This is a genomic window from Dactylosporangium sp. CA-052675 (genome assembly GCF_050947935.1).
Classification (GTDB): domain Bacteria; phylum Actinomycetota; class Actinomycetes; order Mycobacteriales; family Micromonosporaceae; genus Dactylosporangium.
In genome coordinates this window covers 6,307,546-6,333,213 of sequence record NZ_CP192010.1, presented here as the reverse complement: position 1 = coordinate 6,333,213, position 25,668 = coordinate 6,307,546, and the positions used below count along the sequence as shown (strand labels likewise).

Here is a 25,668-nt window from a genome sequence, read left to right as displayed (position 1 = left end):
AACCGCCGCGAAGGTTACGGGCGCGGATCGCGGGTAGCGCGCCGCCATGCTCGGCATGACGACCCAGACGGCGCTGCCCGACGGGCCCTTGGCACCGCAGCAGCGGGCCGGCGGCGAGAACTTCCCGGTGGCGCTTCGCGTGTTGCCCAGGGCGACGCGTGAGCACCTGCTGGCCCTGTACCGCTACGCGCGGTTCGTCGACGACCTGGGCGACGAACCGGTGCCGGGCCTGAGCGCCCGGGCCCGCACGGCGGCGCTCGACGCGTTCGAGGCCGAGGTCCATGAGCTCTACGACGGCCGCCCGGTCCGGCACCCGGTGCTGCGCGGGCTCGCCCCGACGGTGTCCGCGTGCCGGCTGCCCGCCGGCCCGCTGCTGCGCCTGATCGAGGCCAACCGGGTCGACCAGACGGTGACCCGCTACGAGACCGTCGAGCAGCTCGTCGGGTACTGCTCCCTGTCGGCCGACCCGGTCGGCGAGCTCGTCCTGCACGTGTTCGGCCGGCCCGAGCCGGCGCTGATCGCGCAGTCGGACCGCGTCTGCACCGCGCTGCAGGTCCTCGAGCACCTCCAGGACATCGCCGAGGATCACCGGCGCGGGCGGGTGTACCTGCCCGCGGCCGACCTCGACCGGTTCGGCGTGGCGGAGACCGACCTGGCCGCGGCCACGGCGAGCGGCGCGCTGCGCGCCCTCGTGCACTTCGAGGCCGGCCGCGCCCGGGCGTGGCTCGACGCCGGGACGCCGCTGGTCGGGGCGCTGCACGGCTGGGCGCGGGTGGCGGTCGGCGGATACGTTGCCGGCGGCCGCGCCACGCTGCGGGCCCTGCGGCGCAGCGGCTACGACCCGCTGCCCGGCCCGCCGCGGCCCCGCCGGCGCGACATCGCGAGATCCTGGCTGGGCGTGATGATCAGGAGCGCCGGGTGAGCGCGGGCGGCTCCCTCGCGGCGGCGTACCGGCACTGCGAGGAGATCACGCGCCGGGAGGCGCGCAACTTCTCCTACGGCATCCGGCTGCTGCCCCGGGACCGCCGGCGTGCGCTGTCCGCGGTGTACGCCACCGCCCGCCGCATCGACGACATCGGCGACGGGTCCCTCCCGCCGGACGAGCGCCTGGGCCGCCTCGACGAGGTCCGCGACGCGCTGCACCGGCTGCCGGAGACGGCCGGGCACGACCCGGTGCTGCTGGCCCTGCACGACGCCGCCCGGCGGCTGCCCATCCCGCTGCCGGCCTTCGACGAGCTGATCGACGGCTGCGCGGCCGACGTGCGCGGCACGACCTACGCCACGATGGACGACCTGCTGTGGTACTGCCGCTGCGTGGCCGGCTCCGTCGGGCGCCTCTCGCTGGGCGTCTTCGGCACCGGAGCACCGCCGCGGGCCGCCGCGTTCGCCGACGCGCTGGGCATCGCGCTGCAGCTGACCAACATCCTGCGCGATCTGCGGGAGGATCAGCTGGCCGGCCGCGTCTACCTGCCCAAGGACGACCTGGACCGGTTCGGCTGCAACCTCGAGCCCGACGGCGACGGCTTCGCCGACCCGCCCGACCGCTTCGCCGCGCTCGTGCGCTTCGAGGCCGAGCGGGCCGAGCGGTGGTACGAGACCGGTCTTCGGCTGCTGCCGATGCTGGACGCCCGCAGCGCCGCCTGCACCGCCGCGATGGCCGGCATCTACCGCCGGCTGCTGGCCCGCATCGCCGAGGACCCGCTGGCCGTCACCCGCACCCGGCTGTCCCTCTCCTCCGGCGCGAAGGCCATGGTCGCCGCCCGGGCCCTCGCGCTGCGGTCGGCCTGATGGCCACGCCACCGGACACACCGTCAGCCCCGGTCGCCGGCCGCGACGTGTGCGTCGTCGGCGGCGGGCTCGCGGGCATCACCGCCGCCCTCCGGCTCGCCGACGCCGGCGCCCGGGTGACGCTGGTCGAGCGGCGCAACGAGCTCGGCGGCGCGACGTACTCCTTCGACCACGACGGGCTCGTCGTGGACACCGGGCAGCACGTGTTCCTGCGCTGCTACGAGCGCTACCGGGCCCTGCTGGACCGGCTCGGCAGCGCGGACCTGGCCCGGATGCAGCCACACTTGCGGATCCCGGTCCTCTCGCACGGCCGGGCGCCGCACGTGCTGGCCCGCACGCGGGGGCTGCCGGCCCCGGCCCACCTGCTGCCGGCCCTGGCCCGCTACCGCCTGCTCGACGCCCGCGAGCGCGTGCGCGCGATCGCCGCGGCCGGCGCGCTGCGCACGGTGGACCCGGACGACGCGGCCAACGACGAGCGGTCCTTCGGCGAGTGGCTGGCCGAGCACGGCCAGGGTTCCCGGGCGGTGCGCCGGCTGTGGGACCTGATCACCGTCGCCGCGCTCAACACGCCCGCGCAGCACGCGTCGCTCGCGCTGGCCGCGCGGGTGTTCCGGACCGGGCTGCTGGAGCGCGCCGGCGCCGGCGACATCGGGCGTCCGCTCGTGCCGCTGGCCGACCTGCACGGCCGTCCCGCGCACCGGCTGCTGGCCCGGCTCGGCGTGCGGGTCGCCACCGGCCGCCGGGCCGAGCGGATCCGGCCGGACGTCACCGGGTTCCGGGTCGTGACCGGCGGCTCCGGCGGCCGCACGGCCCAGGACGAGATCGTCGCCGACGCGGTCGTGCTGGCCGTTCCGCCGCAGGCCGCCGCGCGGGTGGTGCCGCCCGCCGCGGGCGCCGCCCGGGACGACTGGCACCGGCTGGGCAGCTCCCCGATCGTGAACGTCCACCTGCGCTACGACTCGCCCGTCACCCGGCTGCCGTTCGCCGCGGCCGTCGAGTCCCCGGCCCAATGGATCTTCGACCGTACGCCGGACTCGATGCCCGGCGAGCAGTACCTGGTGGTGTCGATATCCGCCGCGGACGACACCATCGCGGCCCCGGCCGCGCGCCTGACCGCCGTCTGCGCCGACGCCGTCGCCGGGCTCCTGCCCGCGGCGCGCTCGGCGCGGCTGCTGGACGCGTTCGTCACCCGCGAGCCGCGGGCGACCTTCCGGCAGGCTCCCGGGACCCGCGCGCTGCGGCCCGGCGCGGCGACCCGCATGCCCGGCCTCGTCCTGGCCGGAGCGTGGACCGACACCGGGTGGCCGGACACGATGGAGGGCGCCGTGCGAAGCGGTCACCGCGCCGCCGACGTCGTGCTCGCCCACCTGGCTTCTGCCGACCGAACCCTGGAGGGCACACGTTGACCATCGCACCCGTCGGCTTCCTCGATCAGGTACCCGCCCTGGTCGAGCCGCGGATCAGGGAGCTCCTGGGCCGCCTCGACCCCCGCAACCAGCGGGTCACCGCCTACCACATGGGCTACTGCGAGGCCGACGGCTCGCCGTCCGCCGCGGGCGGCAAGGGCATCCGCCCGGCCCTGGCCCTGCTGTCGGCCCGCGCCGCCGGTCACCCACCGGAGCGGGGCGTCGCCGCCGCGGCGGCCGTCGAGCTCGCGCACAACTTCTCGCTGCTGCACGACGACGTCATGGACCAGGACACGGTACGCCGGCACCGCCCGACGGCCTGGGCGGTCTTCGGCGTTCCCGCCGCGATCCTCGCCGGCGACGCCCTCATGCTGCTCGCCCGCGACGTGCTCAGCGGCGACACCCGGCCGGGCACCGTGCGCGCGGCCCGGCGGCTGGACGCCGACGTCCACCGGCTGATCGCCGGCCAGGTCGCCGACCTGGAGTTCGAACGGCGCGACGACGTCACCCTCGCGGAGTGCCTCGCGATGAGCGCCGACAAGACCGCCGCGCTGATGTCGTGCGCCTGCGCGCTGGGGGCGCTGCTGTGCGACGCCCCCGCGGCCGTGACCGAGGGCCTGACGCGCCTCGGCACCCACCTGGGGATGAGCTTCCAGCTCGTCGACGACGAGCTCGGCGTCTGGGGCGAGCCGGCGCGCACCGGCAAGCCGGTCGGGTCCGACCTGCGGTCGCGCAAGAAGTCGGTGCCGGTCGTGCACGCGCTCACGTCCGGCACCGCCGCGGGCGAGGCGCTGCGGGAGCTGTACGCGTCGTCCGGCGACCTGCACGACGCCGACCTGCGCACCGCGACCGGGCTGCTGGAGGAGGCCGGCTCGCGCGACTGGGTGCGGCAGGAGGCCGACCGCCACCTGCGCCACGCGCTCGCCGAGCTCGACGCGCTCGGCCTGCCCGCGGACGTGCACGACGACCTGGCGGACCTCGCCCGCCTCGTGACGGGACGCCACCACTGATGGCCGGGGTACCGACGCGGGCACCCGCGCGCGACGAGCTCATCGACCGGCTCCGCGACGGCCTGGAGCGGGCGACGGATCACCTGCGCGCCCGCCAGGACGCGGCCGGCTGGTGGAAGGGCGAGCTCGAGACCAACGTGACGATCGAGGCCGAGGACCTGATGCTGCGCCGGTTCCTCGGGATCCGCGACGAGCGCCTGACCGCGCAGACGGCCCGCTGGATCCGCTCCCGGCAGTGCGACGACGGGGCCTGGGCGACGTACCACGGCGGCCCCGGCGACCTGTCCACCACCATCGAGGCGTACACGGCGCTGCGCCTGGCCGGCGACGCGCCCGAGGCACCGCACATGGCGGCGGCCGCGGCGTTCGTCCGCGACCGGGGCGGCATCGAGCGCAGCCGGGTGTTCACCCGCATCTGGCTGGCGCTGTTCGGCGAGTGGCCCTGGCGCCGGGTGCCCGCCGTCCCGCCCGAGCTCGTCCTGCTGCCCGCGTGGATGCCCTTCAACGTGTACGACTTCGCGTGCTGGGCCCGCCAGACCATCGTGCCGCTGTCGATCGTGCGGGCGCTGCGGCCCGTGCGATCGCTGGGCTTCTCGCTGCCGGAGCTGCGCACGGGGCTGCACCCGCCGCCACCGCCGCCGCTGACTCGCCGCGCGGGCTGGCTGCACCGCCTCGACCTCGCCGCCCGCGGCTACGAGCGCGTCGCCGCCCGGCCGCTGCGCCGCCACGCGCTGCGCCGCGCCGCCGAGTGGATCATCGCCCGGCAGGAGGCCGACGGCTCCTGGGGCGGCATCCAGCCGCCGTGGGTGTACTCGCTCATCGCCCTGCACGCCCTCGGCTACCCCGTGACGCACCCGGTGCTGCGAGCGGGCCTGGTGGGGCTGGAACGGTTCACCGTGCGCGAGGAGACGCCCGGCGGGACGGCGCGCCGCCTGGAGGCGTGCCAGTCGCCGGTGTGGGACACCGCCCTCGCGGTCACGGCCCTGGCCGACGCCGGGCTGCCGGCCGACGATCCCGCGATGGCGCGGGCCGGGAACTGGCTCGCCGGGGAGGAGATCACCGTGCGGGGCGACTGGGCCGTCCGCCGGGCGCACGTCCCGCCGAGCGGCTGGGCGTTCGAGTTCGACAACGACGGATACCCCGACACCGACGACACCGCCGAGGTGATCCTCGCGCTGCGGCGGACCCCGCTGCGGGGCCATGCCGTGCTGCACCGGGCCACCCGCTGGCTGGTCGGCATGCAGTCGCGCGACGGCGGCTGGGGCGCCTTCGACGCCGACAACGACCGCGCGCTCGTGGCCGACCTGCCGTTCTGCGACTTCGGTGAGGTCATCGACCCGCCCAGCGCCGACGTCACCGCGCACATCGTGGAGGCGCTGTGTGCCCAGGGCCTTGCGGACTCGCCCGCCGCCCGCCGGGGCGTGCGGTGGCTGCTGCGGGCCCAGGAGGCGGACGGCTCCTGGTTCGGCCGCTGGGGAGCCAACCACGTGTACGGCGTCGGCTGCGTCGTGCCCGCCCTGACCGCCGCCGGCGTCGCGCCGGGGCACTCCTCGATCCGCCGCGCCGTGCGATGGCTGCTGGAGCATCAGAACGGCGACGGCGGCTGGGGCGAGGACATGCGCTCCTACCGCGATCCGGCCATGCGCGGGCGCGGGACGTCCACCGCGTCGCAGACGGCCTGGGCCCTGCTGGCACTGCACGCCACCGGCGAGCACCACACGCCCGCCGCGCGCCGGGCGCTGGCCTGGCTGCTCGACACCCAGCGCCCCGACGGCACCTGGGACGAGCCGCACTACACCGGCACCGGCTTCCCGGGCGACTTCTACATCAACTACCACCTGTACCGGCTGGTGTTCCCGGTCAGCGCCCTCGGCCGCATCCTGCGCGACAGCGCCGAGGAGGGGCGATGAGCACGCCGGCCCACCGGCGCCCGGACGGCGACTGGCTGCTGTGCGCGCCGATGCGAACGGAGGCGGCGGCGCTGCGCCGGGGCCGGCCCGGGCCGCTCGGCACCGTCCTGCACACCGGCGCGGGGCGCCGCCGCGCCGAACGGGCCGCCGGCTCGTCCGCCGTGGCCGGGGCCCGGGCGCTCGCCGTGGCCGGCGTCGGCGGCGGGCTGGACGCGGGGCTCGAGCCCGGTGACGTCGTCGTGGCCACGGAGGTCCGCGCCGCCGTCCGGGCCGCGGCCGCGGCGCCGGCCGTGACCGTGCTGCCCTCGGCCGTCCTGCTCGCGGGGGCGCTGCGCCGCCAGGGGCTCACCGTGCGCGCCGGGCCGGTGCTCAGCACCGACCGGCTGGCCCTGGGCGCGGCCCGGGGCCGGCTCGCCGAGACCGGGGCGCTGACGGTGGACCTGGAGTCGGCGTGGCTGCTCGCCGGGGCCGAGGACCGCCCCGCCGCCTGCGTGCGGGTCGTCGCCGACACCGACGCGGTGCTCCGGCCGGGCACCGTGGGGCGGCTGCGCACGGCGCTGGCGGCCCTGCCGGCCGTCGCCGCGGGGCTGCGGGAGTGGGCGGCGGCCACCACGGTCCGCCGGGTCGTGCTCGCCGCACCCCGCTCGTTCTGTGCCGGGGTGGAGCGCGCCATCCTCGTCGTGGAGCGCGCGCTGGAGCAGTACGGGCCGCCGGTGTACGTCCGCAAGCAGATCGTGCACAACACGCACGTGGTCGCCGACCTGTCCCGGCGGGGCGCGATCTTCGTCGACGAGGTCGACGAGGTGCCGGAGGGCGCGATGACGGTGTTCTCCGCGCACGGCGTCTCGCCCGCGGTCCGCTCGGCGGCCGCCGACCGGCACCTGCCGACGATCGACGCCACCTGCCCGCTCGTGACGAAGGTCCACAGCGAGGCCCGGCGCTTCGCCGAGCACGGCGACACCGTGCTGCTCATCGGCCACGCCGGGCACGAGGAGACCGACGGCGTGCTCGGCGAGGCGCCCGAGCGGGTCCGGCTCGTCCAGGACGTCGGCGACGCCGAGCGGGTGCGCGTCGACGACCCGCGACGGGTGTCCTACCTGGTCCAGACGACCCTCGCCGTCGACGACGTCGCCGACGTCCTCGCGGTGCTGCGGGCGCGCTTCCCCGACCTGGCCGCCCCGCCGTCCGACGACATCTGCTACGCCACGACGAACCGGCAGCGCGCGGTGGCCGAGATCGCGGACGCCTGCGATGCCGTACTCGTCGTCGGATCCGTCAACTCCTCGAACTCCAAGCGCCTCGTCGAGGTCGCCGAGCGCACGGGAACCCCCGCGTACCTGGTCGACGGCGCCGGCGGCATCGACCTGCGGTGGCTGGCCGGCGTGCGCAGCGTCGGCGTGTCCGCCGGCGCCTCGGCCCCGCCCGCCGTCGTCGACGAGGTGGTCGCCGCGCTGTCGGGGCTCGGGGCCCGCACGGTGCGGGAACACACCGCCGTGCAAGAAGACGTCCGTTTCATGCTGCCCAAGGAGGTACGGCAATGAGCATCCCCCTGCGGCAACGGCTGCGCATCGGCCGGTATCTGCTGTCCCAGAAGCTGCACCGCCGCGAGAAGTTCCCGCTGCTGGTCGAGTTGGAGCCGCTGTTCGCCTGCAACCTCAAGTGCGCCGGGTGCGGCAAGATCGAGCACCCGGCCGACGTGCTGCGCCGGCGCATGCCGGTGGAGCAGGCGCTGGCCGCGATCGACGAGTGCGGCGCGCCGATGGTCTCCATCGCCGGCGGCGAGCCGCTCATGCACCCGCAGATCGACGTCATCACCGCCGAGCTGCTGCGGCGCAAGAAATACGTGTTCCTGTGCACCAACGCCCTGCTGCTGCCGAAGAAGCTCGACAAGTTCCGGCCGTCGCCGTACTTCGCGTTCACCGTCCACATCGACGGCCTGCGCGAGCGCCACGACGCCTCGGTGTGCAAGGACGGTGTCTTCGACGAGGCCGTGGCGGCCCTGCGGGAGGCCCAGCGGCGCGGGTTCCGGGTCACGACCAACACCACGTTCTTCAACACCGACACCCCGCAGACCGTCATCGAGGTCCTCGACCACCTCAACGACGAGCTGGGGATCGACGAGATGATGATCTCCCCGGCGTACGCCTACGAGAAGGCCCCGGACCAGGAGCACTTCCTCGGCGTGGAGCAGACCCGCGAGCTGTTCGCCAAGGCGTTCGCCGACGGCCGGCGACGGCGCTGGCGGCTGAGCCACTCGCCGCTGTTCCTCGACTTCCTCGAGGGCCGCATCGACTTCCCGTGCACCGCCTGGGCCGTGCCGTCGTACTCGCTGTTCGGCTGGCAGCGACCGTGCTACCTGATGGCCGACGGGTACGTGCCCACCTACCGCGAACTGGTGGAGACGACCGACTGGGAGCGCTACGGGCGGGGCCGCGACCCGCGCTGCGCCAACTGCATGGCCCACTGCGGCTACGAGCCCACCGCCGTGCTGGCGACGATGGCGTCGCTGCGGCAGTCGATCCGCGCGCTGCGCGCCGGGTAGCCTCACCCGAACCGGGCGGCCAGCCGGCGATACAGCCCGGGGGCCGCCCCGCGCACCGCGACCGGCAGACGCAGCCAGCCCGGCGCGTAGCGCTCGGCACCGCCCGCCGCGATCGCCCCGACCAGCAGGTCCGCGACCCGGTCCACGGGCAGCGGCCGCGGGCGGCGCCGCTCGTAGGGCCGCCCGCGGCGCTGGAAGAACTCCGTCTGCACGACCCCCGGCACGAAGACGCCGATCCCGACGCCCGTGCCCCGCGTCTCCAGCCGCAGGCTCTCGGCGAACGCGTCCAGCCCCGCCTTGCTCGCCGAGTAGACCGCCTCGCCGGCCACGCCCGTGCGCCCGGCGATCGACGTCACGAACATGACGTGCCCGTCCGCGCGGTCGCGCATCCCCGGCAGCAGGGCCCGGGTGAGCCGCATCGGCGCGACCAGGTTCACCGCGACCAGCCGCGCGATGTCGTCGGGCGCCATCTCGCCGAACGGCCCGGCCCAGCCCACGCCCGCGTTGTTGACCAGGATGTCCACGCCGCCGCCGAGCCGGTCCGCCTCGGCCGCCAGCCGCTCGGCCGCGCCCGGTTCGGCGAGGTCGCCGACCACCGCGAAGCCGCCGGTGCGCTCGGCCAGCTGCGACAGCCGGTCCCGGTCCCGGCCGTGCAGGACCAGCCGCGCGCCCGCGCCGGCCAGCCGCAGCGCCGTGGCCTCGCCGATGCCCGACGAGGCGCCGGTGACCAGCGCGACCCGGTTCGCGATCCGCATCGGACCACCCCTTCCCGCCCGCCTCCGCCGGCGGGCCGAGCGTTAGAACCAGGCTCGGTGCGGTAGTGCGCCTGGCGTGTCCACTCTCGAGTCTGCGGCGCCCCGCGCCGACCTGCGCCGCCGCGTCGTGGTGATCTCGGCCAGCGTCGGCGCCGGGCACGACGGCACGACCCGCGAGCTGGCCGAGCGGCTGCGCGCGCGGGGTCTGCGCGTCGACTGCCTCGACGTCACCGACGTCTTCCCGTTCCGGCTCGGACGGCTGCTGCGCGGCACGTATCACGGCCTGCTGCTGCGCCTGCCCTGGATCTACGACGGGCTGTTCGCGATCGCCCGCCGGTTCCGCGGCGCCGCACCGGTCACGCGCGCCCTGCTGCGCCCGGTGCGCGCGCGGATGCGCCGGGCGCTGCCCGACGACGCCGACGTCGTCGTGTCGACGTACCCGATCGCCAGCCAGCTGCTCGGGCCGCTGCGCCGCGACGGGCACCTCGCCGCGCCGGTGGTCACCTACGTGACCGACTTCGCCGCGCACCCGATCTGGCTGTCCCCGGGCGTCGACGTGCACTGCGTGGCGCACGAGACGAGCCGCGCCCAGGCGCTCGCCCACGCGGCGGCCGGCGTGCGCGTGGCGGGCCGGGTGGTGTCGGCCCGGTGCGCCCCGGCCTCCGCGGCGCAGCAGCGGCGCGCCCGGGAGCGCTTCGACCTGCCCCCGGACGCCCCGCTCGCGCTGGTGGTCGCCGGGGCGTGGGGGGTCGGCGAGGTCGCCGCGACGGCCGCCGACATCGCCCGGACGGGCGCCGCGATCCCGGTCACGGTCTGCGGGCGCAACGAGGCGCTGCGCAGCCGGATGCTGCTGGCCGGGGCCGGGCCGGTCCTGGGCTGGGTGGACGACATGCCGGAGCTGCTGCGCGCCGCCGACGTGCTCGTGGAGAACGGCGGTGGCCTCACCGCGCTCGAGGCCATGGCGTGCGGGCTGCCCGTGCTCACGTACCGGCCGCTGCCCGGCCACGGCCGGGCGAGCGCGGCCGCCATGGCCGAGGCCGGGGTGAGCACCCTGGTGCGCGGGCGGGACCAGCTCGGGCCGGCGCTGGGCGAACTCATCGGCGGCGAGCGCGGCCGCCGGGCCCGCGCCGCCGGGCTCGCCCTGTTCGCCGGCGATCCGGCCGCCGGCATTGCCGACCTCGTCGCCGGGTCCGGCCGCCGATCGTCCGGTGTCGATGATGGCCGCCGGTGACCCCGCCGCCGGCGAGAACTTCATCGCCGTGCTCGCGGCGCTGGGGTCCGCGGCCGCGTTCGCCGTCAGCGCCGCGCTCGAGCAGAGCGAGGCCAAGCTCGAGAAGCGGGCGCCGCCGCTCGACCCGCGGCTGCTGCTGCGCCTCGTCCGCCGCCCCCGATGGCTGCTGGCCTGGGTGCCCGAGACCATCGGCACCGGGCTGCAGGCCCTCGCGCTGAGCTTCGGGCCGCTCATCCTCGTCGAGCCGCTGCTGATCACCGGCCTGTTCCTGGCCATCCCGCTGGCCGCCGCCCTCAACCGGCGCCCCGTCCACCGGCGCGACTACGCCGTGGTGGCGCTCGGCGGGGCCGGCCTGGCCGCGTTCCTGCTCGCCGCCCAGCCCCGCCCCGGCATCGACCAGCCGTCGGTGGCCGGGTGGCTCGGCGTCGCGCTGTGGGCCGGTCCCGTGCTCGCGGTGTGCCTGGTCTTCGCGTGGTGCGCCGGCAACTCGACCCGAGCGGTGCTGCTGGGGGTCGCCAGCGGCCTGCTCTACGGCATCGCCGCCTCCCTGCTCAAGGCGCTGACCGCCGAGCTGTCCACCGATCCGGCCGCGATCTTCACCCGGGGGCAGACCTACGCGCTGATGTTCACCGGGCTGGCCGCGGTGATCCTCAACCAGAACGCGCTGCAAAGCTCCCGCATCGCCGTGCCGCTCATGGCGATCACCATCGCCGACCCCGCCGTCAGCGTCGCGGTCGGCGTCACGGCGTTCCACGAGCAGATCGACACCAGCGGGGTGCGACCATGGATCATGGTCGGTGCCGGCCTCGCCATGCTCGCCGCCATCTGGCTGGCCAGCACCACCCAGTCGGACATCCGCCAGGCCCCGCCGCCGAGCCGGAACAACGGGGCCCACTGACGGCCGGGCGCCGCCGTCCGGCCCGGATTGCTGTCTCACACCCGCCACTTGGCTGGCCGGCGCCCCGCTCGCGGTCACACTGGGCGACGTGGCGCTCACCTGTACGGTGCTGGTCCGGGACGTCAACGGCCTGCCGATCGCCAACGCCCTGGTGACCCTGGGCGGGACGAGCGGCGGCACCGACGCGGCCGGGCGCTTCAGCACGGTGCTGGCGTCGCCGCCGCCGATCCCGCTGATCGTCGTGGCCCACCCGGCGTACGTGACCGAGCACATCGCCGTCGCCGGGGACCTGCGCACCGAGCCGTGGAACAACGCGCTCGCCCAGCGGGCCGTGGCCGGCGACGACGTCACGTTCACGGTGACGCTGGGGCGGCTCGACACGTGCCCCGTGGTGGAGCTCGACGCCGAGCAGATCAAGGCCGTGATGCGCCAGCCGGGCCGCGACCCGCACGCCGCGCTGCTGTGGCGGCCGCCCAAGTACCCCGCCGTGCGCGCCTACACCGGCCACTGGAACGACCAGCTCGACTGCTACGTCGCCGAGGACGACCTGCTGCCCGCGACCCCGGTCGCCGACACCGCCCGCGGCTGGGCCCAGTTCCACCACCGGCTCGTGAAGGTCCAGGTCGACGCGCTCGGGCGGTTCTACTGGCTGCGCTACCCGGCGCCGCAGACGGACCAGATGCTCACCGTCGCCGTGTTCTCGCCCAACCTCGCGCGGCCCCGGCCGGTGTCGCGGCTGGACTTCGCGCTCTTCTACAGCCCGAACACGAGCTCGTACACGGCGACCTACCCGTACGGGCTGATCAATCGGGACAGCCCGTTCCAGCAGTACTTCGACCTGGGCAAGAAGTACCTGCTCGACGAGTTCTACTTCGTCGCCCAGCTGCTGGCCCGCCGCAGCCGCGCGATCACGGTCATGCCGATCGCGCACGGCACCGACCTGGGGCCGCTCGTGACGGGCGAGGGCGCGCTGCGGCTGCTGCGCGAGGTGGCCGCGTTCCTGCACCGCCAGTGCCGCACCAGCTCGGCCGGGGTACGCCCGCCCGCCGACAATCCGGACGAGCTGTGCGGGCCGAACCTGCGCTCGCTGGCCCGGGCCGTGTTCAGCACCGACTTCGGGGACGTGCCCCCGGTCGGCGCGGTCGCCGTGAGCGGGTTCAGCACCGGCATCGCCCCGGTGAAGCAGGTCATGAAGACGTTCCCGGTCACGCAGGGCACGACGCTGTGGGGCGTGCCCTCGACGGGCGGGACGGACGCGCTGCGCGTGTGGAACACGGCGTTCCGGGAGCTGTGGGACCTCGACGGGTTCCACCCGGACACGGGCGGGTGGAAGGCGTACCAGCAGCTGCTGCGCACCTGGTTCACCTTCGACGGCACCCGGGTCGTGCGCAGCTACCACTCGTCCGGGCGGGTCCCGCCGGATCCGCTCGCCGACCCCGACCCGGTCTGGAAGGACCTGCGCGGGGCCGGGCTGACGCTCGACCGGCAGCAGACGCCGCCGGGCCGCTGGGCACGCATCCTGCAGAACGCCCGGTGGACGAGCGTGCGCATGTCCGACTCGTACGTCGACTACGGACCGGGCGGCGACCGGCCGGTCTTCCTCGACGCGCACCACACCACGCCCCGCATCGGCTTCTCGCACGCGGCGGGGATCACGGGGATCGGCAAGGTACCGCCCGGGGAATGACAGCGGAGGGGATCCATGTACACCGTCAGCCTGATCGGCACGACGCCGTTCCCGCGGATCGCGGGCGGCGGGTTCGCCCTGTGGCGCTACCGCGTCGACATCGACCAGCCCGCGCACGGCGGCCCGATCGGCCTCGGCCTCGGCGCGGCCGTGGACATTCGCGACCCGTCGGCGTTCCCGGACGTGGCCGAGCTGCGGGGCACCCGGCTGCTGCGCCCGGGCGGCGAGGCGGCGGCGCTGCAGTTCGTGGTGCACGACGCCGACGACCTCTCGGACGGCTCGCTGGAGATCGCCTTCGTGGCGCCGGCAAGACAGGACCGGTTCACCGCGGCGGCGCTGGTGACGCTGTCGGGCACGGACGCCGAGCACCCGCGCTTCCTGAACTTCCGCACCCAGCCCGGCGGGCCGGACAACGTCGTGCAGGCGCTCACCGGTCCGGCGGTCGCCGCCGCGGCGCCGGCCCCGCAGCCGGCGGGGGAGCCGGCGGGGGAGCCGGCGGGCAAGGAGCCGAACAAGGGCGTCCTGCCCTACGCCAGCGAGCTGTTCGGGGTGTACCAGCCGCTCGTCGGATGGCGCTCGACGCTGCAGCACGAGCACCTGGCCGAGGCGACGTCGAGCCGGTTCCGCCAGGCGGCCCGGCTCGTCGACCCGGCGATGTTCGAGCCGCCGGCGCCGGGCCCGGCCACGCCGCCGGCCGAGCCGCGGGGGCCGGTGGTGCGCCTCGCCGCCGAGCACGAAGACGAGCGCACCGTCGCGATCAACCTGCGCGAGGGGCTGGTGCTCGACCCGGGCATCCGGCCGGGGACCGCACCCGCGCCCGCACCCGCTCCGGCGCCCGTGCGCGAGGACGGGGCGGCCGGGGCGTTGCTGCAGTACCTGCGCCGGACGTCGCCCCGGACGGTCCAGCAGATGCTGACGCCGAAGGTGCCGGCCTGGCAGCGGGTGCTCGCCGCGGCCACGTGGTTCGCCGAGGACCACCCGGCCCGCTCCGCGTTCCTGTCGCCGATCGGGTTGCTGCACATGTTCCGCGAGTACTTCTTCGAGATCGGCACGTTCCTCGGCCCGCCGGTCGGGCACGTGTGGATCAGCCCCGGCGGCCAGGTCGAGCTCGTCGAGGTCAACACCCGCCGGCAACTCGTCGAGCGCACCGTCGAGCAGTCCGTCGAGACCACCACGAAGACCGAGGTCGCGCAGACCGACCAGGACGAGCTGTCCGACGCGGTGAAGGTCGAGAACGCCAACGACACCCGCCTCGGCGTGACCGCGAGCGCGAGCGGCGGCGTGGCCGGCATCTTCCAGGCCAGCGGCAGCGGCAGCTTCAACCTCGACAGCTCCCGCAAGCAGGCCCAGGAGCAGACCCACAAGCGGATGCGGGAGCAGAGCTCGAAGCTGTCCAGCGAGGTCCGGCAGAACTACAGGACGACGTTTCGCACCGTCACCGAGACCACCGACACGTCCAGCCGCCGGTACCTGCTGCAGAACACCACCGACCGGCTCGTCAGCTACCAGCTGAGCCGCAAGATGCGCAAGGTGGCGGTGCAGGTCCAGGACCTCGGCGAGCAGCTGTGCTGGCAGCTCTACATCGACAACCCGGGCGACCCGCTGGGCCTGGGCGAGTTCGTGCACGCCACCTCCGCGGCCCTGGACCCGGGCGTCAAGGTCCCCGACTACAAGCCCTACCCGGCCAACATCGACAAGACGCACTCGCTGGCGATCCCGTTCATCCTGTACCAGGGCGCCGACGACGAGGCCGAGAACACCTACGAGCTCTCGGGCGACAACGCCGACCACGGCATCTTCAAGCCCGACGCCGGCAAGGACGACATCATCCAGTTCAAGTTCGAGTTCAAGTGCCCGCCGCCGCCGGCCGGGTTCGTGCTCGATGCCGTCAGCAGCCTCGACTTCCACGGCGCCCAGGTCAACTTCAACGTCGACCCGCCGGACGTGAAGAACAACAGCTTCGTCGTGCACCTCACCCACGCGAGCTTCGGCGGCCGGCCGGCGATCCCGTTCGACGCCAACCTGGTGTACGCGCCCACGCCCGAGGCCCGCGCCGCGATCGACCGCGCCAACGCGGACCTCAAGACCGCCTACGACGACGAGGTGGCGCTGAAGAAGGAGCAGCTGTTCTACGACACGCTGCGCAGCCGGCTCAAGCTGGTGAGCCAGGTCCGGCCGCGGCCCCAGGAGGATCTGCGGGCCGAGGAGCGCAGCATCGTCTACCGCTCGCTCATCAAGCGGTTGTACGGCAACGAGAACGGCTGGACCAACGAGGACTACCACGTCGCGTCGGAGCTGATCCGGTACCTGTTCGACGTCGACTCGATGCTGTACTTCGTCGCCCCCGACTGGTGGCGCCCGCGCGAGCAGCGCCTGGCCACCAAGGACGACCAGGGCGAGCTGCAGCCGACCATCATCGCCGAGCCCGCGCTCAGCGACCGGGTCGCGCGGATCGGCAAGGGCCGCCCGCGGGTCATCCCCGGGCACCGGCCGTACTACCTCATCACCGAGGAGACCGCGCCCGCGCCGCAGGGCGCCTCGCTGGGCTGGCTGATCCAGCTCGACGGCGACGTGCACCGCAACGCGTTCCTGAACTCGCCCTGGGTCAAGGCGGTGCTGCCGATCCGCCCGGGCCGCGAGCGCGAGGCGATGGCGTGGCTGCGCCGCCCCGAGGTCGCGGGCAGCGACGGGCTGGACGAGCCCTATCCGTTCGACGCCACGCAGGACCCGCCGGAGTACCGCGGCCAGAGCATCGGCCAGGTGCTGCTGCTCATCGCCGACCGCATCCGCGCCGAGCACGAGGCCTCCCTGACCCCGGTCCCGGCCGACCCGGGCCGGGTCGGCAGCGAGCTGACCCTGCCGACCGAGACCGTGTTCAGCAAGGGCTTCGACCCGCTGGAGGGCGGCATCAAGTTCGGCGCGGCGCCCTTCGCCGTGTTCAGTCAGTGGATGGAGATCCTGCCCACCGACCAGGTCGTCGCCACCGAGTACACCGTGCCCTAGCCGGACCTGGCCGGACCTGGCCGGACCTGGCCGGACCTGGCCGGACCTGGCCGGGCCGCTCAGCCGACCCCGGCGAGCTCGCTGGTGCAGTGCGGGCACCGTTGCGCGCCCGTCGGCAGGTCGGCGAGCTTGCAGACCGGGCACTCCTTGGTCGGCGGCGGGTCGGTGAAGACGGTCTTGCCGCGGTGGCTCATGTACGCCCGATACGGCACCACGATCAGGAAGTAGATGACCGCCATGAAGATGATGAAGTAGATGAGTGCGCCGATGAAGGCGCCGACGTCGATGCGCTGACCGTTGATCGTCCAGCCGAGGCCCTTGCCGGCCGCTCCTCCGCCGCCGACCGCGCCGATCAGCGGCGTGATGATGCTGTCGGTGAACGCCTTGATCAGAGTGCTGAACGCCAGCGCGACGACCAGGCCGACCGCGACGACGATCAGGTCGCCCTGCATGAGAAAGTTCTTGAAGCCCTTCAACATCTGGCAATCCCCTGCGGTGAAGCGGTTCGCTGTGCCCCGGTCGCCCCATGCAACCATCGCGCGGGCCCGGCGGGGGCGGGAGCGCTGCCGCGTCACCTCGCGCGCGCCCGGGGATCACCCCGGTGCCCGGCCCGCCGGGCCGGGCACCGGGCGACGCTGTCAGCTCATGGGCGCCGCGCCGCTCGTCCCCGGGGAGCCCTGCATGCCACCGCCGTGCATGGTGTGCATCAGGACGTAGGTCGCGGTGTACGTCGCCGAAGAGCCGGTGCCCTGGACCGTGCCGGCCACGAAGACGGCCGATCCCCTGCCGACCTGCCCGGACTGCAGACCGGTGCGCATCGACACCACCTTGGTGTCCGGCCCCACGCTCCAGGTGCGGGTGAAGCCGTCGGACGACTGCACGGTCACGTCGGACCCGCTCACCTGGCTCACGGTGCCGTGCTGGATGGCCACGCGGACCTGCCCCTGCTCCGTCTGCACCGTGCCCTCGCCGTGCAGCACGCCCTCGAGCCCGTGCATGCCGCCACCCGGCTGTTGCTGTGGCGGCGCCGTCTGCGTCGTGCCTGGGCCCGGGGCACCCGGGCTCGGCTGCTGCGCGGATGCGGCCACCGGGACACCGGTTGCGATTGCGGTAGCGGCGGTCGCGGCCATGACTACTCGCCGTATGCGATACATGATCCCTCCTTCGCTCACCTCACTTCGGGCCTGCTACCAACCGGGCCAGCCGACGTAACCCAACCAGGGCGAGAAATTCGCGCTTCGCCCTCGCGCGTCACCCTCGGCGGGCCTGGCAGCGTCGGCGCGCAGCGCCCAGCGGTGCCTGGCGGGAGCGACGGTCCGCACCACGGCGGACCCGAGTCATGTTCTGGCACTGCTCGTTGCGTCACCGGACTGCGAGATCAGCACGGGCGTCGCGCCGACGGCCAGGCGGAGGTGGCCGCCGCCGACCGTCACCTCGTGCCGGTCGCCGAACGCGTCGACCGCTTCCGCGCCGCCGTCCCAGGGCCAGGTGGCGGTGGCGGGCGGCTCATCCTCGCCGGAGAACGTGTCGCGGCGTTGCCACAGGACGAGCAGCGGGCCCCGTGCGGGCCGCTCGATGCGGAACGCGAACAGCTCGGGTTGGTCGGGCGCATCGAGGCGGGTGACCCGCGTGGCGCCGGCGAGCTGCGCGGCGAGCAGGGCGAACGTGTCGGCGGCGGGGTGCCGGACGCCGAGCGTGGTGCCCTCGTAGTCGAGCAGGGCGAGCTTGCCGGTGAGCAGGTGCATCATCTGCAGGTGGTCGGGGGTGCCGGGCACCTCGGGCGCCAGGCACCAGTACGCCGTGCGGCGCACGCCGCAGGACAGTGCCAGCAGCGTGCGCATGACCAGCTGCCGGGCCGCGATCCGGTGCCGTCTGGCCTCCAGGGCGGGCGCACAGCCGGCCATCAGCATCCGCAGCTCGGCGGGCAGCTCCGGCATCCGGGCATACAGCGCTTGCATGGCCCGTCGTTCCGGCGTCTCCTGGTCCATCCGGGCGCGCAGCTCGTCGGTGTCCTGGGTGTCCAGGGTCGCGGTGGTCATCACCTGGTGCAGCGCCGCCTCGACCGCCGGGAACTCGAACAGCATGGGGCCGCCGTGCTCGCCGACCACGATCTCGGTGTCCTCGCCGGCGATGGCGCGGGCCTGGGCGATGTCGCCGGGCACCCGGTGCGGGTCGCCGTAGAGGTTGACGCTGAACAGGTCGAACGCGTCGCGCCCGGTGCGGCAGACCTCGTCGAAGAACTGCCGCTGGGGGCTCCCGGGCGGACTGGACAGCACGTCGTACCCGCAGCCGCCGAGCACGACCTCGGCGCGGCGGTCGGCGTCCCTGACCGCGGCGTGCATGGCGCGGAGCTGGGTCACGTATTCGGAGGCAGTCCCGGCCCAGGTCAGCCCGATGTTGCTGGGTTCGTTGTCGCACTGCCACATCCGGACGCGGCCGCCGCAGCGATGGACCAGCCGCCGGATGAACTCGCCGTAGGCGGCGGCGTCGCGGGCGGGCGACGGGGGCAGGAAGTCCGTCGGTGTCCGGGTCGCCCAGCGGGAGCTGGACACGACCGTGATCCACACCTCCTCGTCGCCGTGAAGCTGCCGCATCAACGCGTCGACGGTGTCCCAGGTGTACTCGCCGGGGTGCGGCTCGACCTGCCCCCAGTAGACATACGCCCGGACCAGGCCGGCGCCCAGGGCCCGCGCCTGCGGTCCGAACTCGGTCGGCGGCCCGAACAGCCCGTAGCTGACGCCGCGCACGACTCCAAGTCTCATGTCGCCTCCTCGTATATGACGTATACCTGAATGTATCTCGTATACTTTTGCTGTGCCGCTCACCATCTGGAATCAGCCCCCGCCGCCGCCCCGGCAGCGCGCGCTCGGCCGGCCCGAGATCGTGGCGGCTGCCATCGCCGTCGCCGACGAGTCCGGCGCGGCCGGCCTGACGATGAAGGGCGTCGCCGCGCGGCTGGGCGCCTACACCCCGATGGCGCTGTACCGTTACGTGCACAGCAAGGACGGCCTGGTCGACCTGATGCTCGACGCGGCCGCCGCGCAGGTGCCGGTGCCCGCCCGGCCGGGCCCGGACTGGCGCGCCGACCTGGAGCACATCGCCCACGGCACGCACGCGATGATCGGCCGGCACGGCTGGTACGCCGAGCTCGTGCACACTCGCCCCCCGGCCGGTCCGCACCAGATGCGCCGCCTGGAGTTCATGCTCGCCGTCCTCGTCGGCCAGGGCGCCGGCGTCGCGGACGCGATGACATGGACGGCGCTCATCGACCGGCACGTGTTCGGCGCCGGCCGTCAGGAGTCCGAGGAGTCCCACGCGGAGCGCCGCGCCGGGCTGAGCGACCCGCGGCGTCAGCACGCCGCGTTCGCCGAGGTCCGCGACCTCGTGGCCGGGTACGGCGACCTGCCGAACGTCACCGCGTGGCTGGCCGCACCGACCGGACCGGACCCGCAGGCGCAGTTCGCCCTCGGCCTGCGGTACCTGCTCGACGGCATCGCCGCGGATCTGCGGCACCGCGTCCGGAGCACCGCATAACCGCTCGGTCGCCGGGTAGCGTGCCGCGGTGAACGTACGGACGAACGAACCTCGCGTCGGGATCACCCCGAACCTGTTCGGCATCGCGTACGGCCTGACCGGCCTGGCCGGCTGCTGGGGCTACGCCGCGGTGCTGCAGTTCGCGCCCGCGATCGTGTCCGACGCCCTGTGCGTCCTGGCGGCCCTGGTCTGGCTCACGCTCATCGTCGGCTACGTCATGCAGGTGTCGCGGCGACCGGGCGGCTGGAACGCCGAGCTGGCCGACCCGGTGCTCGGCCCCTTCGTCTCGCTGATCCCGATCGTCGGCATGCTGCTGGCCATCGGCCTGATGCGCCACGACCACGCGGCGGGGCAGGGCGTGTTCGGGGTCTTCGTGATCCTCACGATCGTGCTCGCCGGGTGGATGGTCGGCCAATGGATCACCGGCGGCCTCGTCCTGGACAAGCTGCACCCCGGATACGTGCTGCCGACCGTCGCCGGGGGGCTCATCGCCGCCATCGGCGCGAGCCTCGCCGGATGGCCGGACCTGGCCCGGGTGTTCTTCGGCCTCGGGCTCGTGTCGTGGCTCGTCCTCGAGGCGATGGTGCTGGCCCGGCTGTACTTCCGCCCCCCGCTTCCCCCGCAGCTGCAGCCCACCCTGGCGATCGCGTCGGCCCCGCCCGCCCTGGCCGGCCTGGCGTACCTGGCCACCACCCGCGGCAAGGTCGACGCCGTGGCCCTCGGGCTCGCCGGCTACACGCTCCTGGCCGTGCTGGTCCAGCTCCGGCTCATCGGCGTGTACCGCCACCTGCGCTTCACCTCCGGGTTCTGGGCGTACGCCTTCCCCTACGCGGCGGTCGCCACGTTCACGCTGCACTGGATCGCCTACGCCCACCCGCCGGGGTACCGGATCTGGGCCTGGGTCGTCATTCTCGCGATCACCGCGTTCATCGTCGCGCTCGCGGCCGAGACGACCGCGGCGCTCGCCCGCCACCGGTTCCTGCCGCAGCTGCGCTGAGCGACCTGTCCTGCGGGCACCCTGGCTGTCCCTGCGGCGACTGCGGGGGCTCAGCGCCGGCAACCCGCCGCCGCGTTGCCGGCGGTGCGGAAGAAGTCCCAGGTCACCTGCGCGGCCGACGGGGTGAGGTCGTCGCCGGCGGGCCAGTCGTGGCTGCCGCCCTGGTAGACGGCGAGCCGTACGCACCGCCCGGTGCCGCAGCCCGACCACGTGCGCGTGGTCAGGCTGCCCTGCGTGCGGGTGCTCGGGGTGGCGGGACAGCGGTTCGCCCGGCGGTACTGCTCCGCCTGCCCCTCGACGGTGGGCTGGGTGTAGCCGTCGAGGGTGCGGGGCGGTCCGCCCGGGCCGATGGTCAGCTCCGGGTCGCCGGTCGCGGCGATCTCGAGCAGCGACACCGGCGCCGGGTCGGGGCACGGCATCGAGCTGACGGCCGCGTAGGCCGCGACGGCCGCGAAGCGCCGGGGCGCCGCGCACGCCATGCGGAGGGCCATCTTGCCGCCGTTGCTGTACCCGACGAGGAACACCCGGCCGGCGTCGGCGTCGGGCTGGGTGGCGAGCACCTTGTCGACGACGGCGTCGAGGAAGGCGACGTCGTCGACTGCGGCGGCCCGGGCGGGACCGCAGCAGTGGCCCGCGTTCCAGGACTGGCCGACCCCGGTGGGGTACACCAGGATCGCCGGCCCGGTCACGTCGGCGAAGCCGCTGCGCTCGTGCTCGTACTCCGGCGTGACGCAGCAGCCGTGCAGGTCGACCAGCACCGGCAGCGGGGCCGCTCCGGGCGCGAACGGGCGGGCCAGCAGATAGCCGCGGGGGAGTCCGTCCACGACGATCGGGACGGTCGCCTGCGTCCACCTGACGGGCGCTCCCGGCGGTGTCCGGACGGCCGGCGAGCGCGAGGCGGTCAGGGCCAGACACGCGACCGTGACGAGCGCCGCCGCGGTGTGCGGCCGTCGCCTCCGTCCGGTCAGTACTGCAGCCTCGGGTCGTCGTACTGCTTGAACTCCAGCACGTTGTTGGACGGGTCGACGAGGAAGATGGTGCGGTGCTGCTCGGCGGTGCCCTCGAACCGGACCGTGGGGCCGGACAGGACGCGCAGCTTGCGGTGCTCGACCAGCTGCAGCAGCCGGTCGAAGTCCTCGGTGCGGGCGAACGTGACCCCGAAGTGCCGCGGATACTCGACGGGCTGGGCGGCCACGGCGTCGGCGTCGAGGTGGCAGACGAGCTGGTCGCCGAAGAAGTCGAACGTGACGCGGTCGTCGTAGCGGCGGGCCAGCTTGGCGCCGAGGCCGAAGACGTAGAACCGCACCGCCTCGTCGAGATCGTGGGTGGGCACCGCGACGTGGAAGGCGTCGTGCGTGGATCGCATGGTCTCGGTCTCCTCGACGGGTTCGGCGAAACGGGTTGGGATCGGACGGGTTGGGTTCGGACGGGTTGGGATCGGACGGGTGGGGTTCAGTGGTCGCCGGACGGGCTCGACGGCGCCATGGCCACGTGCAGCAGGGTGTCGCCCCGCAGCCCGCGGCGCAGCGTCTCCGCCCCGAGGACGTCGGTCGCGGCGACGTTGCCCAGGTTGACGTCCGGGCCGAGGGCGGTGATGAGCTCGACCTGCAGCGTCTTGGTCGGCGCCTCGAACATCACCTGAGCGGTGGGGAGGCCGGCGATGACCGCGTCCAGGACGTCGCGGCGCAGGTGCCCGTCGGGCCGGGCGATGCCGCTGCGGCCGCTCTCGCGGGCCTCGGTGACGACCATCATGGCGCCGGCGTCGAGGTCCTCGGCCATCGCGTCGACCCACTGCGACGGGGTGAGCCGCGCCGAGCGGTCGGCGTCCTTGTACCCGACCTCGGACAGCACGGGGCGGTACTGCGACATGCGCCGCACGTGCTCGGCCTTGGCGCGCTGGTCCAGCGGAATGGTGCCGTTGGACACCTCGATGTGGGTGGCGCCGGTACGCCGGACCAGCTGCAGGTACTCGTCCAGCCGCCCGGTCCACAGCTGGTGCTCGAACAGCGTGCCGCCGAAGTAGAAGCCGATCGCGGCCTCCCGCAGCACCCCGGCCTTGCGATCGAGGTCCCGGGTCACCAGCGCCGTGCCCCAGCCGAACTTGACCAGATCGATGTAGTCGCCGTGGCTGGTGACGAGGTCCGTGAAGGCGGCGGTGGGCAGCCCGCCGTCGATCACCATCGTGATGCCGGGTGACGTTCGCATCGCATCCTCCTGAAGGGTCATTCCCGGGTACCGCGCCGAGCCCGGCCGGTCATCGGCAGGCTCAGCGGCGTGCGCAGCGCCACCGCCACCGCCGACCAGCACGCCAGGTAGATCAGTGGGACGACGGCCGTCGCGGCCGCGGTGACGAGCGGGCCGGGCTGCCGCTGGGCCACGGCGGCCAGGCCCGAGGCCACACACACCGCCAGCAGACCCTGCAGCAGCAACGGGTGAGCCAGGTAGACCCCGAACGAGGCGTCCGAGGCGGAGCGGATCAGCCCCCGGCCCGGTGCGCCCCGGCGCTGCCAGGCGACGCCGCACGCCAGGAACGCCCACGCGACGGCGACGCTCTCCGCCACGACGACGGGCTGGAACACGGCGCCGGCGACGAGCGGGGGCTGGCGCAGGACCGACGCGCGCACGAAGAAGACCCCGACGGCCACGGCGACGGCGAGCGCGCATCCGGCGAACACCCACCACATCCGCTCACACGTCCAGCGCATGAGCGCCTCCGCGTGCCAGGCCGCCACGCCACCGGCCACGACGAACCCGAGGTAGCTGGGCAGGTACGCGCTGGGGTCGCCGAGCCCGGGCACCGATCCGCGCTGCACGGCGGTGTAACAGCCGGCCTGGTAGACGGCCGCGGCGGCCAGCAGCCACCCGTGCCGGCCCCGCGTGGCCGCCAGTAGCCGGCGCAGCAGCGGGAACACGAGGTACAGCTGCATGGTCACCAGCAGGAAGTACAGGTGGTAGCGGGCGCCGCCGGTCAGCAGGTCGCGCGCGAGCCCGGTCAGAGCCCGGCTCCCCGGCCACAGCGGCGCGCCACCGGCGACGTAGTACACCGCGGTCCAGACCACGTACGGCGCGCCGATGAGCAGGTAGCGCCTCCGCCAGAACGCCCACCAGCTCGACGGCGCCCGGTCACGGCGGCTGTAGACGAGCACAAACGCGGTGAGCAGGAAGAACACCTCGCGGCTGACGTGCAGCACGATGAGCGGCGCACCGTTGGACAGCGTCACCCCGCCGGGCTGCTGGGCGAGCACGTGGACGGCGATGACGAGCCCGACGGTGAGCACCCGCACGACATCGAGCGCGTCGAGGTGGGCGGGGGCCCGCGCCCGCTCGTGCCGTGCCAGCGTGGCGGCGCCCGGCGGTGGCCCGCTCACCGGCCGCCGCCCCGGGCCGCCACGTCGGCGCGGAGGGCACGGCGGAGCACCTTGCCCGTGGGGCTGGTCGGCAGCTCGGCGGTGACGGTGACGGCGGCCGGGCACTTGTGGCGGGGCAGGTGCTCGGCGCACCGGCGCTGGAGCTCCTCGACGACACCGGCCCGCGGGTGCGACGGCCGGAGCATGACGAAGGCGACCGGTACCTGACCGAGCCGCTCGTGCGGCGCGGCGACCACGGCGGCCGAGCGGACCGCGGGGTGGCCGAGCAGGACGTGCTCCACCTCCTGCGGGTGGAGCTTCTCCCCGCCCCGGTTGATCACGTCGTCGGCCCGGCCGACCAGGTACACGTAGCCGTCCTCGTCGCGGTACCCCAGATCGCCGGTGGACAGCCACCCGTTCGCGTCGCGGGCCGGCCGGCTCGCCTCCGCCCCGTGCCGGGTCAGCCGCAGGTACCGGTGGGCCACCGGACGGCCGTGCAGCATCACCATGCCCTGCGCCCCCGGCGGGACGGGCCGGCCGTCCGGGTCGGCGACCGCGAGCCCGACGCCGACCGGCAGCCCGACGGAGCCGGCCCGCCGGGCGGAGGCGTCGAGCGGGTTGGCGGTGATCTGGCCCGCCGCCTCGGTCATCCCGTACGTGTTCAGCACCGCGACACCGGTGCGCGCGGTGAACGCGTCTTGCGTCGGGCCGGGCAGCGGCGCCGACGCACAACGCGCGAAGCGCACCCGGGCCAGGCTCGCCTCGGGCGGCGCGGGCTGCGCGGCGAGGGCGTCCAGGATCGCCGGGACGGTGTTGAGCCAGGTGGGGGACCACCGCGCCACCCGCGACCAGTACGCCTCGGGCTCGAAGCGGCCGTCCAGCACCAGCGACGCGCCGCTCACCAGCGCCGCGAGCAGCCCCATCACCTGAGCGTTCACGTGGAACAGCGGCAGTGGGCTGTACCCGCGCTGGCCGGGCCCGAACCGGTGGTGCCAGGCGACCCGCCGGGCCGCGTGCAGCAGCTGCGCCTCCGACAGCGGAACACCCTTCGGCTCACCCGTCGTGCCGGACGTGGCCAGCAGCACGGCCGGACGCAGGGCGGCATCGGCGCTGGGCCGCACGCCGGTCGGCCGTGCGCCCACCGGCACCGGCGCGGCGCTCCCGGCCACCCAGATCTCCACCCCCGCCCCCGGCGACGACAGCGGCGCGTCGGTGACCACGACGTCGACCCGCAGCCGGGCGAGGAAGTCCTCCAGCGCCGGCGCCGGCAGCCGGGGATCGACGGGCACCACCGTGAGCCCGGCGGCCAGCCCCCCGAGGTAGGCGGCGGCGAAGCGCAGCGGGTCGGCGACGACGAGGCCGATCCGCGCGCCCGGCGGCACCCGGCGCGTCACGGCCAGCCGCCGGAACCGTTCGGCGTAGGAGGCCAGGGCCGGCCACGAGACCGCGCGACCGTCCGCGCCGGCGATGAACGCCGGCTCCCGCGGCTGCTCCTGCGCTCGTGCGCCCAGCAGCCGAGCCACCACCGTCATGCGCCTCGCCTTCCCGCACTTCCGTTCG

Annotated in this window: 22 protein-coding genes and 1 pseudogene; 14 read left to right on the top strand and 9 right to left on the bottom strand. The window is 74.7% G+C overall.

The window, feature by feature from the left end; translation table 11 throughout:
* Nucleotides 1-55: 55 nt before the first annotated feature.
* The 8 genes and pseudogenes from hpnC (at nt 56) to hpnH (ending at nt 8,656) form a co-directional block, all read left to right on the top strand.
* The gene (hpnC, locus tag ACQP1P_RS28180; protein WP_433074878.1) at nt 56-922 is read left to right on the top strand and encodes a squalene synthase HpnC; all 867 of its coding nucleotides are present in this window, start codon (nt 56-58) and stop codon (nt 920-922) included.
* Nucleotides 919-1,788 (top strand): presqualene diphosphate synthase HpnD, encoded by an 870-nt coding sequence (gene hpnD, locus ACQP1P_RS28175; RefSeq protein WP_433074875.1) that lies wholly within the window; start codon nt 919-921, stop codon nt 1,786-1,788. The genes hpnC and hpnD overlap by 4 nt, the downstream gene beginning before the upstream one ends.
* Nucleotides 1,788-3,194, top strand: a complete 1,407-nt coding sequence (hpnE, locus tag ACQP1P_RS28170) for a hydroxysqualene dehydroxylase HpnE (RefSeq protein WP_433074872.1) — start codon at nt 1,788-1,790, stop codon at nt 3,192-3,194. Before hpnD ends, hpnE begins: the two co-directional genes overlap by 1 nt.
* Nucleotides 3,191-4,204, top strand: coding sequence for a polyprenyl synthetase family protein (locus ACQP1P_RS28165; RefSeq protein ID WP_433074869.1), 1,014 nt, complete (start codon nt 3,191-3,193; stop codon nt 4,202-4,204). The genes hpnE and ACQP1P_RS28165 overlap by 4 nt, the downstream gene beginning before the upstream one ends.
* On the top strand, nt 4,204-6,114 hold the full coding sequence (gene shc, locus ACQP1P_RS28160; RefSeq protein WP_433074866.1) for a squalene--hopene cyclase: 1,911 nt from the start codon (nt 4,204-4,206) through the stop codon (nt 6,112-6,114). Before ACQP1P_RS28165 ends, shc begins: the two co-directional genes overlap by 1 nt.
* Nucleotides 6,111-6,575: pseudogene (locus ACQP1P_RS28155) on the top strand (hypothetical protein); the annotation flags it as partial. The gene shc and the pseudogene ACQP1P_RS28155, both read left to right, overlap by 4 nt.
* A 126-nt stretch (nt 6,576-6,701) precedes the next feature.
* Nucleotides 6,702-7,655 (top strand): 4-hydroxy-3-methylbut-2-enyl diphosphate reductase, encoded by a 954-nt coding sequence (locus tag ACQP1P_RS28150; protein ID WP_433090145.1) that lies wholly within the window; start codon nt 6,702-6,704, stop codon nt 7,653-7,655.
* Complete coding sequence (hpnH, locus tag ACQP1P_RS28145) at nt 7,652-8,656, top strand: adenosyl-hopene transferase HpnH (protein ID WP_433074863.1); 1,005 nt, start codon at nt 7,652-7,654, stop codon at nt 8,654-8,656. Before ACQP1P_RS28150 ends, hpnH begins: the two co-directional genes overlap by 4 nt.
* 2 nt (nt 8,657-8,658) lie before the next feature.
* Here the strand turns inward: hpnH and ACQP1P_RS28140 are convergent, their stop codons facing one another.
* Nucleotides 8,659-9,411 (bottom strand): SDR family NAD(P)-dependent oxidoreductase, encoded by a 753-nt coding sequence (locus ACQP1P_RS28140; RefSeq protein WP_433074860.1) that lies wholly within the window; start codon nt 9,409-9,411, stop codon nt 8,659-8,661.
* A 76-nt stretch (nt 9,412-9,487) separates the two neighbouring features.
* On the opposite strand from ACQP1P_RS28140, the gene ACQP1P_RS28135 reads away from it, so the two are divergent.
* The 4 genes from ACQP1P_RS28135 (at nt 9,488) to ACQP1P_RS28120 (ending at nt 16,230) form a co-directional block, all read left to right on the top strand.
* Nucleotides 9,488-10,642: an MGDG synthase family glycosyltransferase gene (locus ACQP1P_RS28135; protein ID WP_433074857.1), complete on the top strand. Its 1,155-nt coding sequence runs from the start codon at nt 9,488-9,490 to the stop codon at nt 10,640-10,642.
* Nucleotides 10,626-11,540: a DMT family transporter gene (locus tag ACQP1P_RS28130; protein WP_433074854.1), complete on the top strand. Its 915-nt coding sequence runs from the start codon at nt 10,626-10,628 to the stop codon at nt 11,538-11,540. Before ACQP1P_RS28135 ends, ACQP1P_RS28130 begins: the two co-directional genes overlap by 17 nt.
* 88 nt (nt 11,541-11,628) lie before the next feature.
* Nucleotides 11,629-13,227 carry an Ig-like domain-containing protein gene (locus ACQP1P_RS28125; RefSeq protein WP_433074851.1) on the top strand — a complete coding sequence of 533 codons (1,599 nt, stop codon included), beginning with the start codon at nt 11,629-11,631 and terminating at the stop codon, nt 13,225-13,227.
* Nucleotides 13,228-13,242: 15 nt separating this feature from the next.
* The gene (locus tag ACQP1P_RS28120) at nt 13,243-16,230 is read left to right on the top strand and encodes a hypothetical protein (protein ID WP_433074848.1); all 2,988 of its coding nucleotides are present in this window, start codon (nt 13,243-13,245) and stop codon (nt 16,228-16,230) included.
* Between the two features lie 59 nt (nt 16,231-16,289).
* Here the strand turns inward: ACQP1P_RS28120 and ACQP1P_RS28115 are convergent, their stop codons facing one another.
* The 3 genes from ACQP1P_RS28115 to ACQP1P_RS28105 form a co-directional block, all read right to left on the bottom strand.
* The gene (locus ACQP1P_RS28115) at nt 16,290-16,709 is read right to left on the bottom strand and encodes an MscL family protein (protein WP_433074845.1); all 420 of its coding nucleotides are present in this window, start codon (nt 16,707-16,709) and stop codon (nt 16,290-16,292) included.
* Nucleotides 16,710-16,868: 159 nt separating this feature from the next.
* Nucleotides 16,869-17,228, bottom strand: coding sequence for a hypothetical protein (locus tag ACQP1P_RS28110; RefSeq protein WP_433074842.1), 360 nt, complete (start codon nt 17,226-17,228; stop codon nt 16,869-16,871).
* A 339-nt stretch (nt 17,229-17,567) separates the two neighbouring features.
* The gene (locus ACQP1P_RS28105) at nt 17,568-18,992 is read right to left on the bottom strand and encodes a hypothetical protein (RefSeq protein WP_433074839.1); all 1,425 of its coding nucleotides are present in this window, start codon (nt 18,990-18,992) and stop codon (nt 17,568-17,570) included.
* Between the two features lie 52 nt (nt 18,993-19,044).
* Here ACQP1P_RS28105 and ACQP1P_RS28100 point away from each other — a divergent pair, with 52 nt between their 5' ends.
* Nucleotides 19,045-19,764: a TetR/AcrR family transcriptional regulator C-terminal domain-containing protein gene (locus tag ACQP1P_RS28100; RefSeq protein ID WP_433074836.1), complete on the top strand. Its 720-nt coding sequence runs from the start codon at nt 19,045-19,047 to the stop codon at nt 19,762-19,764.
* Between the two features lie 28 nt (nt 19,765-19,792).
* Nucleotides 19,793-20,761 (top strand): hypothetical protein, encoded by a 969-nt coding sequence (locus tag ACQP1P_RS28095; RefSeq protein WP_433074833.1) that lies wholly within the window; start codon nt 19,793-19,795, stop codon nt 20,759-20,761.
* A 50-nt stretch (nt 20,762-20,811) separates the two neighbouring features.
* On the opposite strand, the gene ACQP1P_RS28090 is transcribed toward ACQP1P_RS28095, so the two are convergent.
* From ACQP1P_RS28090 to ACQP1P_RS28070, 5 genes are all read right to left on the bottom strand, one after another.
* Nucleotides 20,812-21,585 (bottom strand): alpha/beta hydrolase family esterase, encoded by a 774-nt coding sequence (locus ACQP1P_RS28090; RefSeq protein ID WP_433074830.1) that lies wholly within the window; start codon nt 21,583-21,585, stop codon nt 20,812-20,814.
* A gap of 140 nt (nt 21,586-21,725) precedes the next feature.
* The gene (locus ACQP1P_RS28085) at nt 21,726-22,127 is read right to left on the bottom strand and encodes a VOC family protein (protein ID WP_433074827.1); all 402 of its coding nucleotides are present in this window, start codon (nt 22,125-22,127) and stop codon (nt 21,726-21,728) included.
* Nucleotides 22,128-22,213: 86 nt separating this feature from the next.
* Nucleotides 22,214-22,966: a phosphosulfolactate synthase gene (locus tag ACQP1P_RS28080; RefSeq protein WP_433074824.1), complete on the bottom strand. Its 753-nt coding sequence runs from the start codon at nt 22,964-22,966 to the stop codon at nt 22,214-22,216.
* Between the two features lie 17 nt (nt 22,967-22,983).
* Nucleotides 22,984-24,129: an acyltransferase gene (locus tag ACQP1P_RS28075; protein WP_433074822.1), complete on the bottom strand. Its 1,146-nt coding sequence runs from the start codon at nt 24,127-24,129 to the stop codon at nt 22,984-22,986.
* Nucleotides 24,126-25,640 carry a class I adenylate-forming enzyme family protein gene (locus ACQP1P_RS28070; protein ID WP_433074819.1) on the bottom strand — a complete coding sequence of 505 codons (1,515 nt, stop codon included), beginning with the start codon at nt 25,638-25,640 and terminating at the stop codon, nt 24,126-24,128. Before ACQP1P_RS28070 ends, ACQP1P_RS28075 begins: the two co-directional genes overlap by 4 nt.
* Nucleotides 25,641-25,668: the final 28 nt, after the last annotated feature.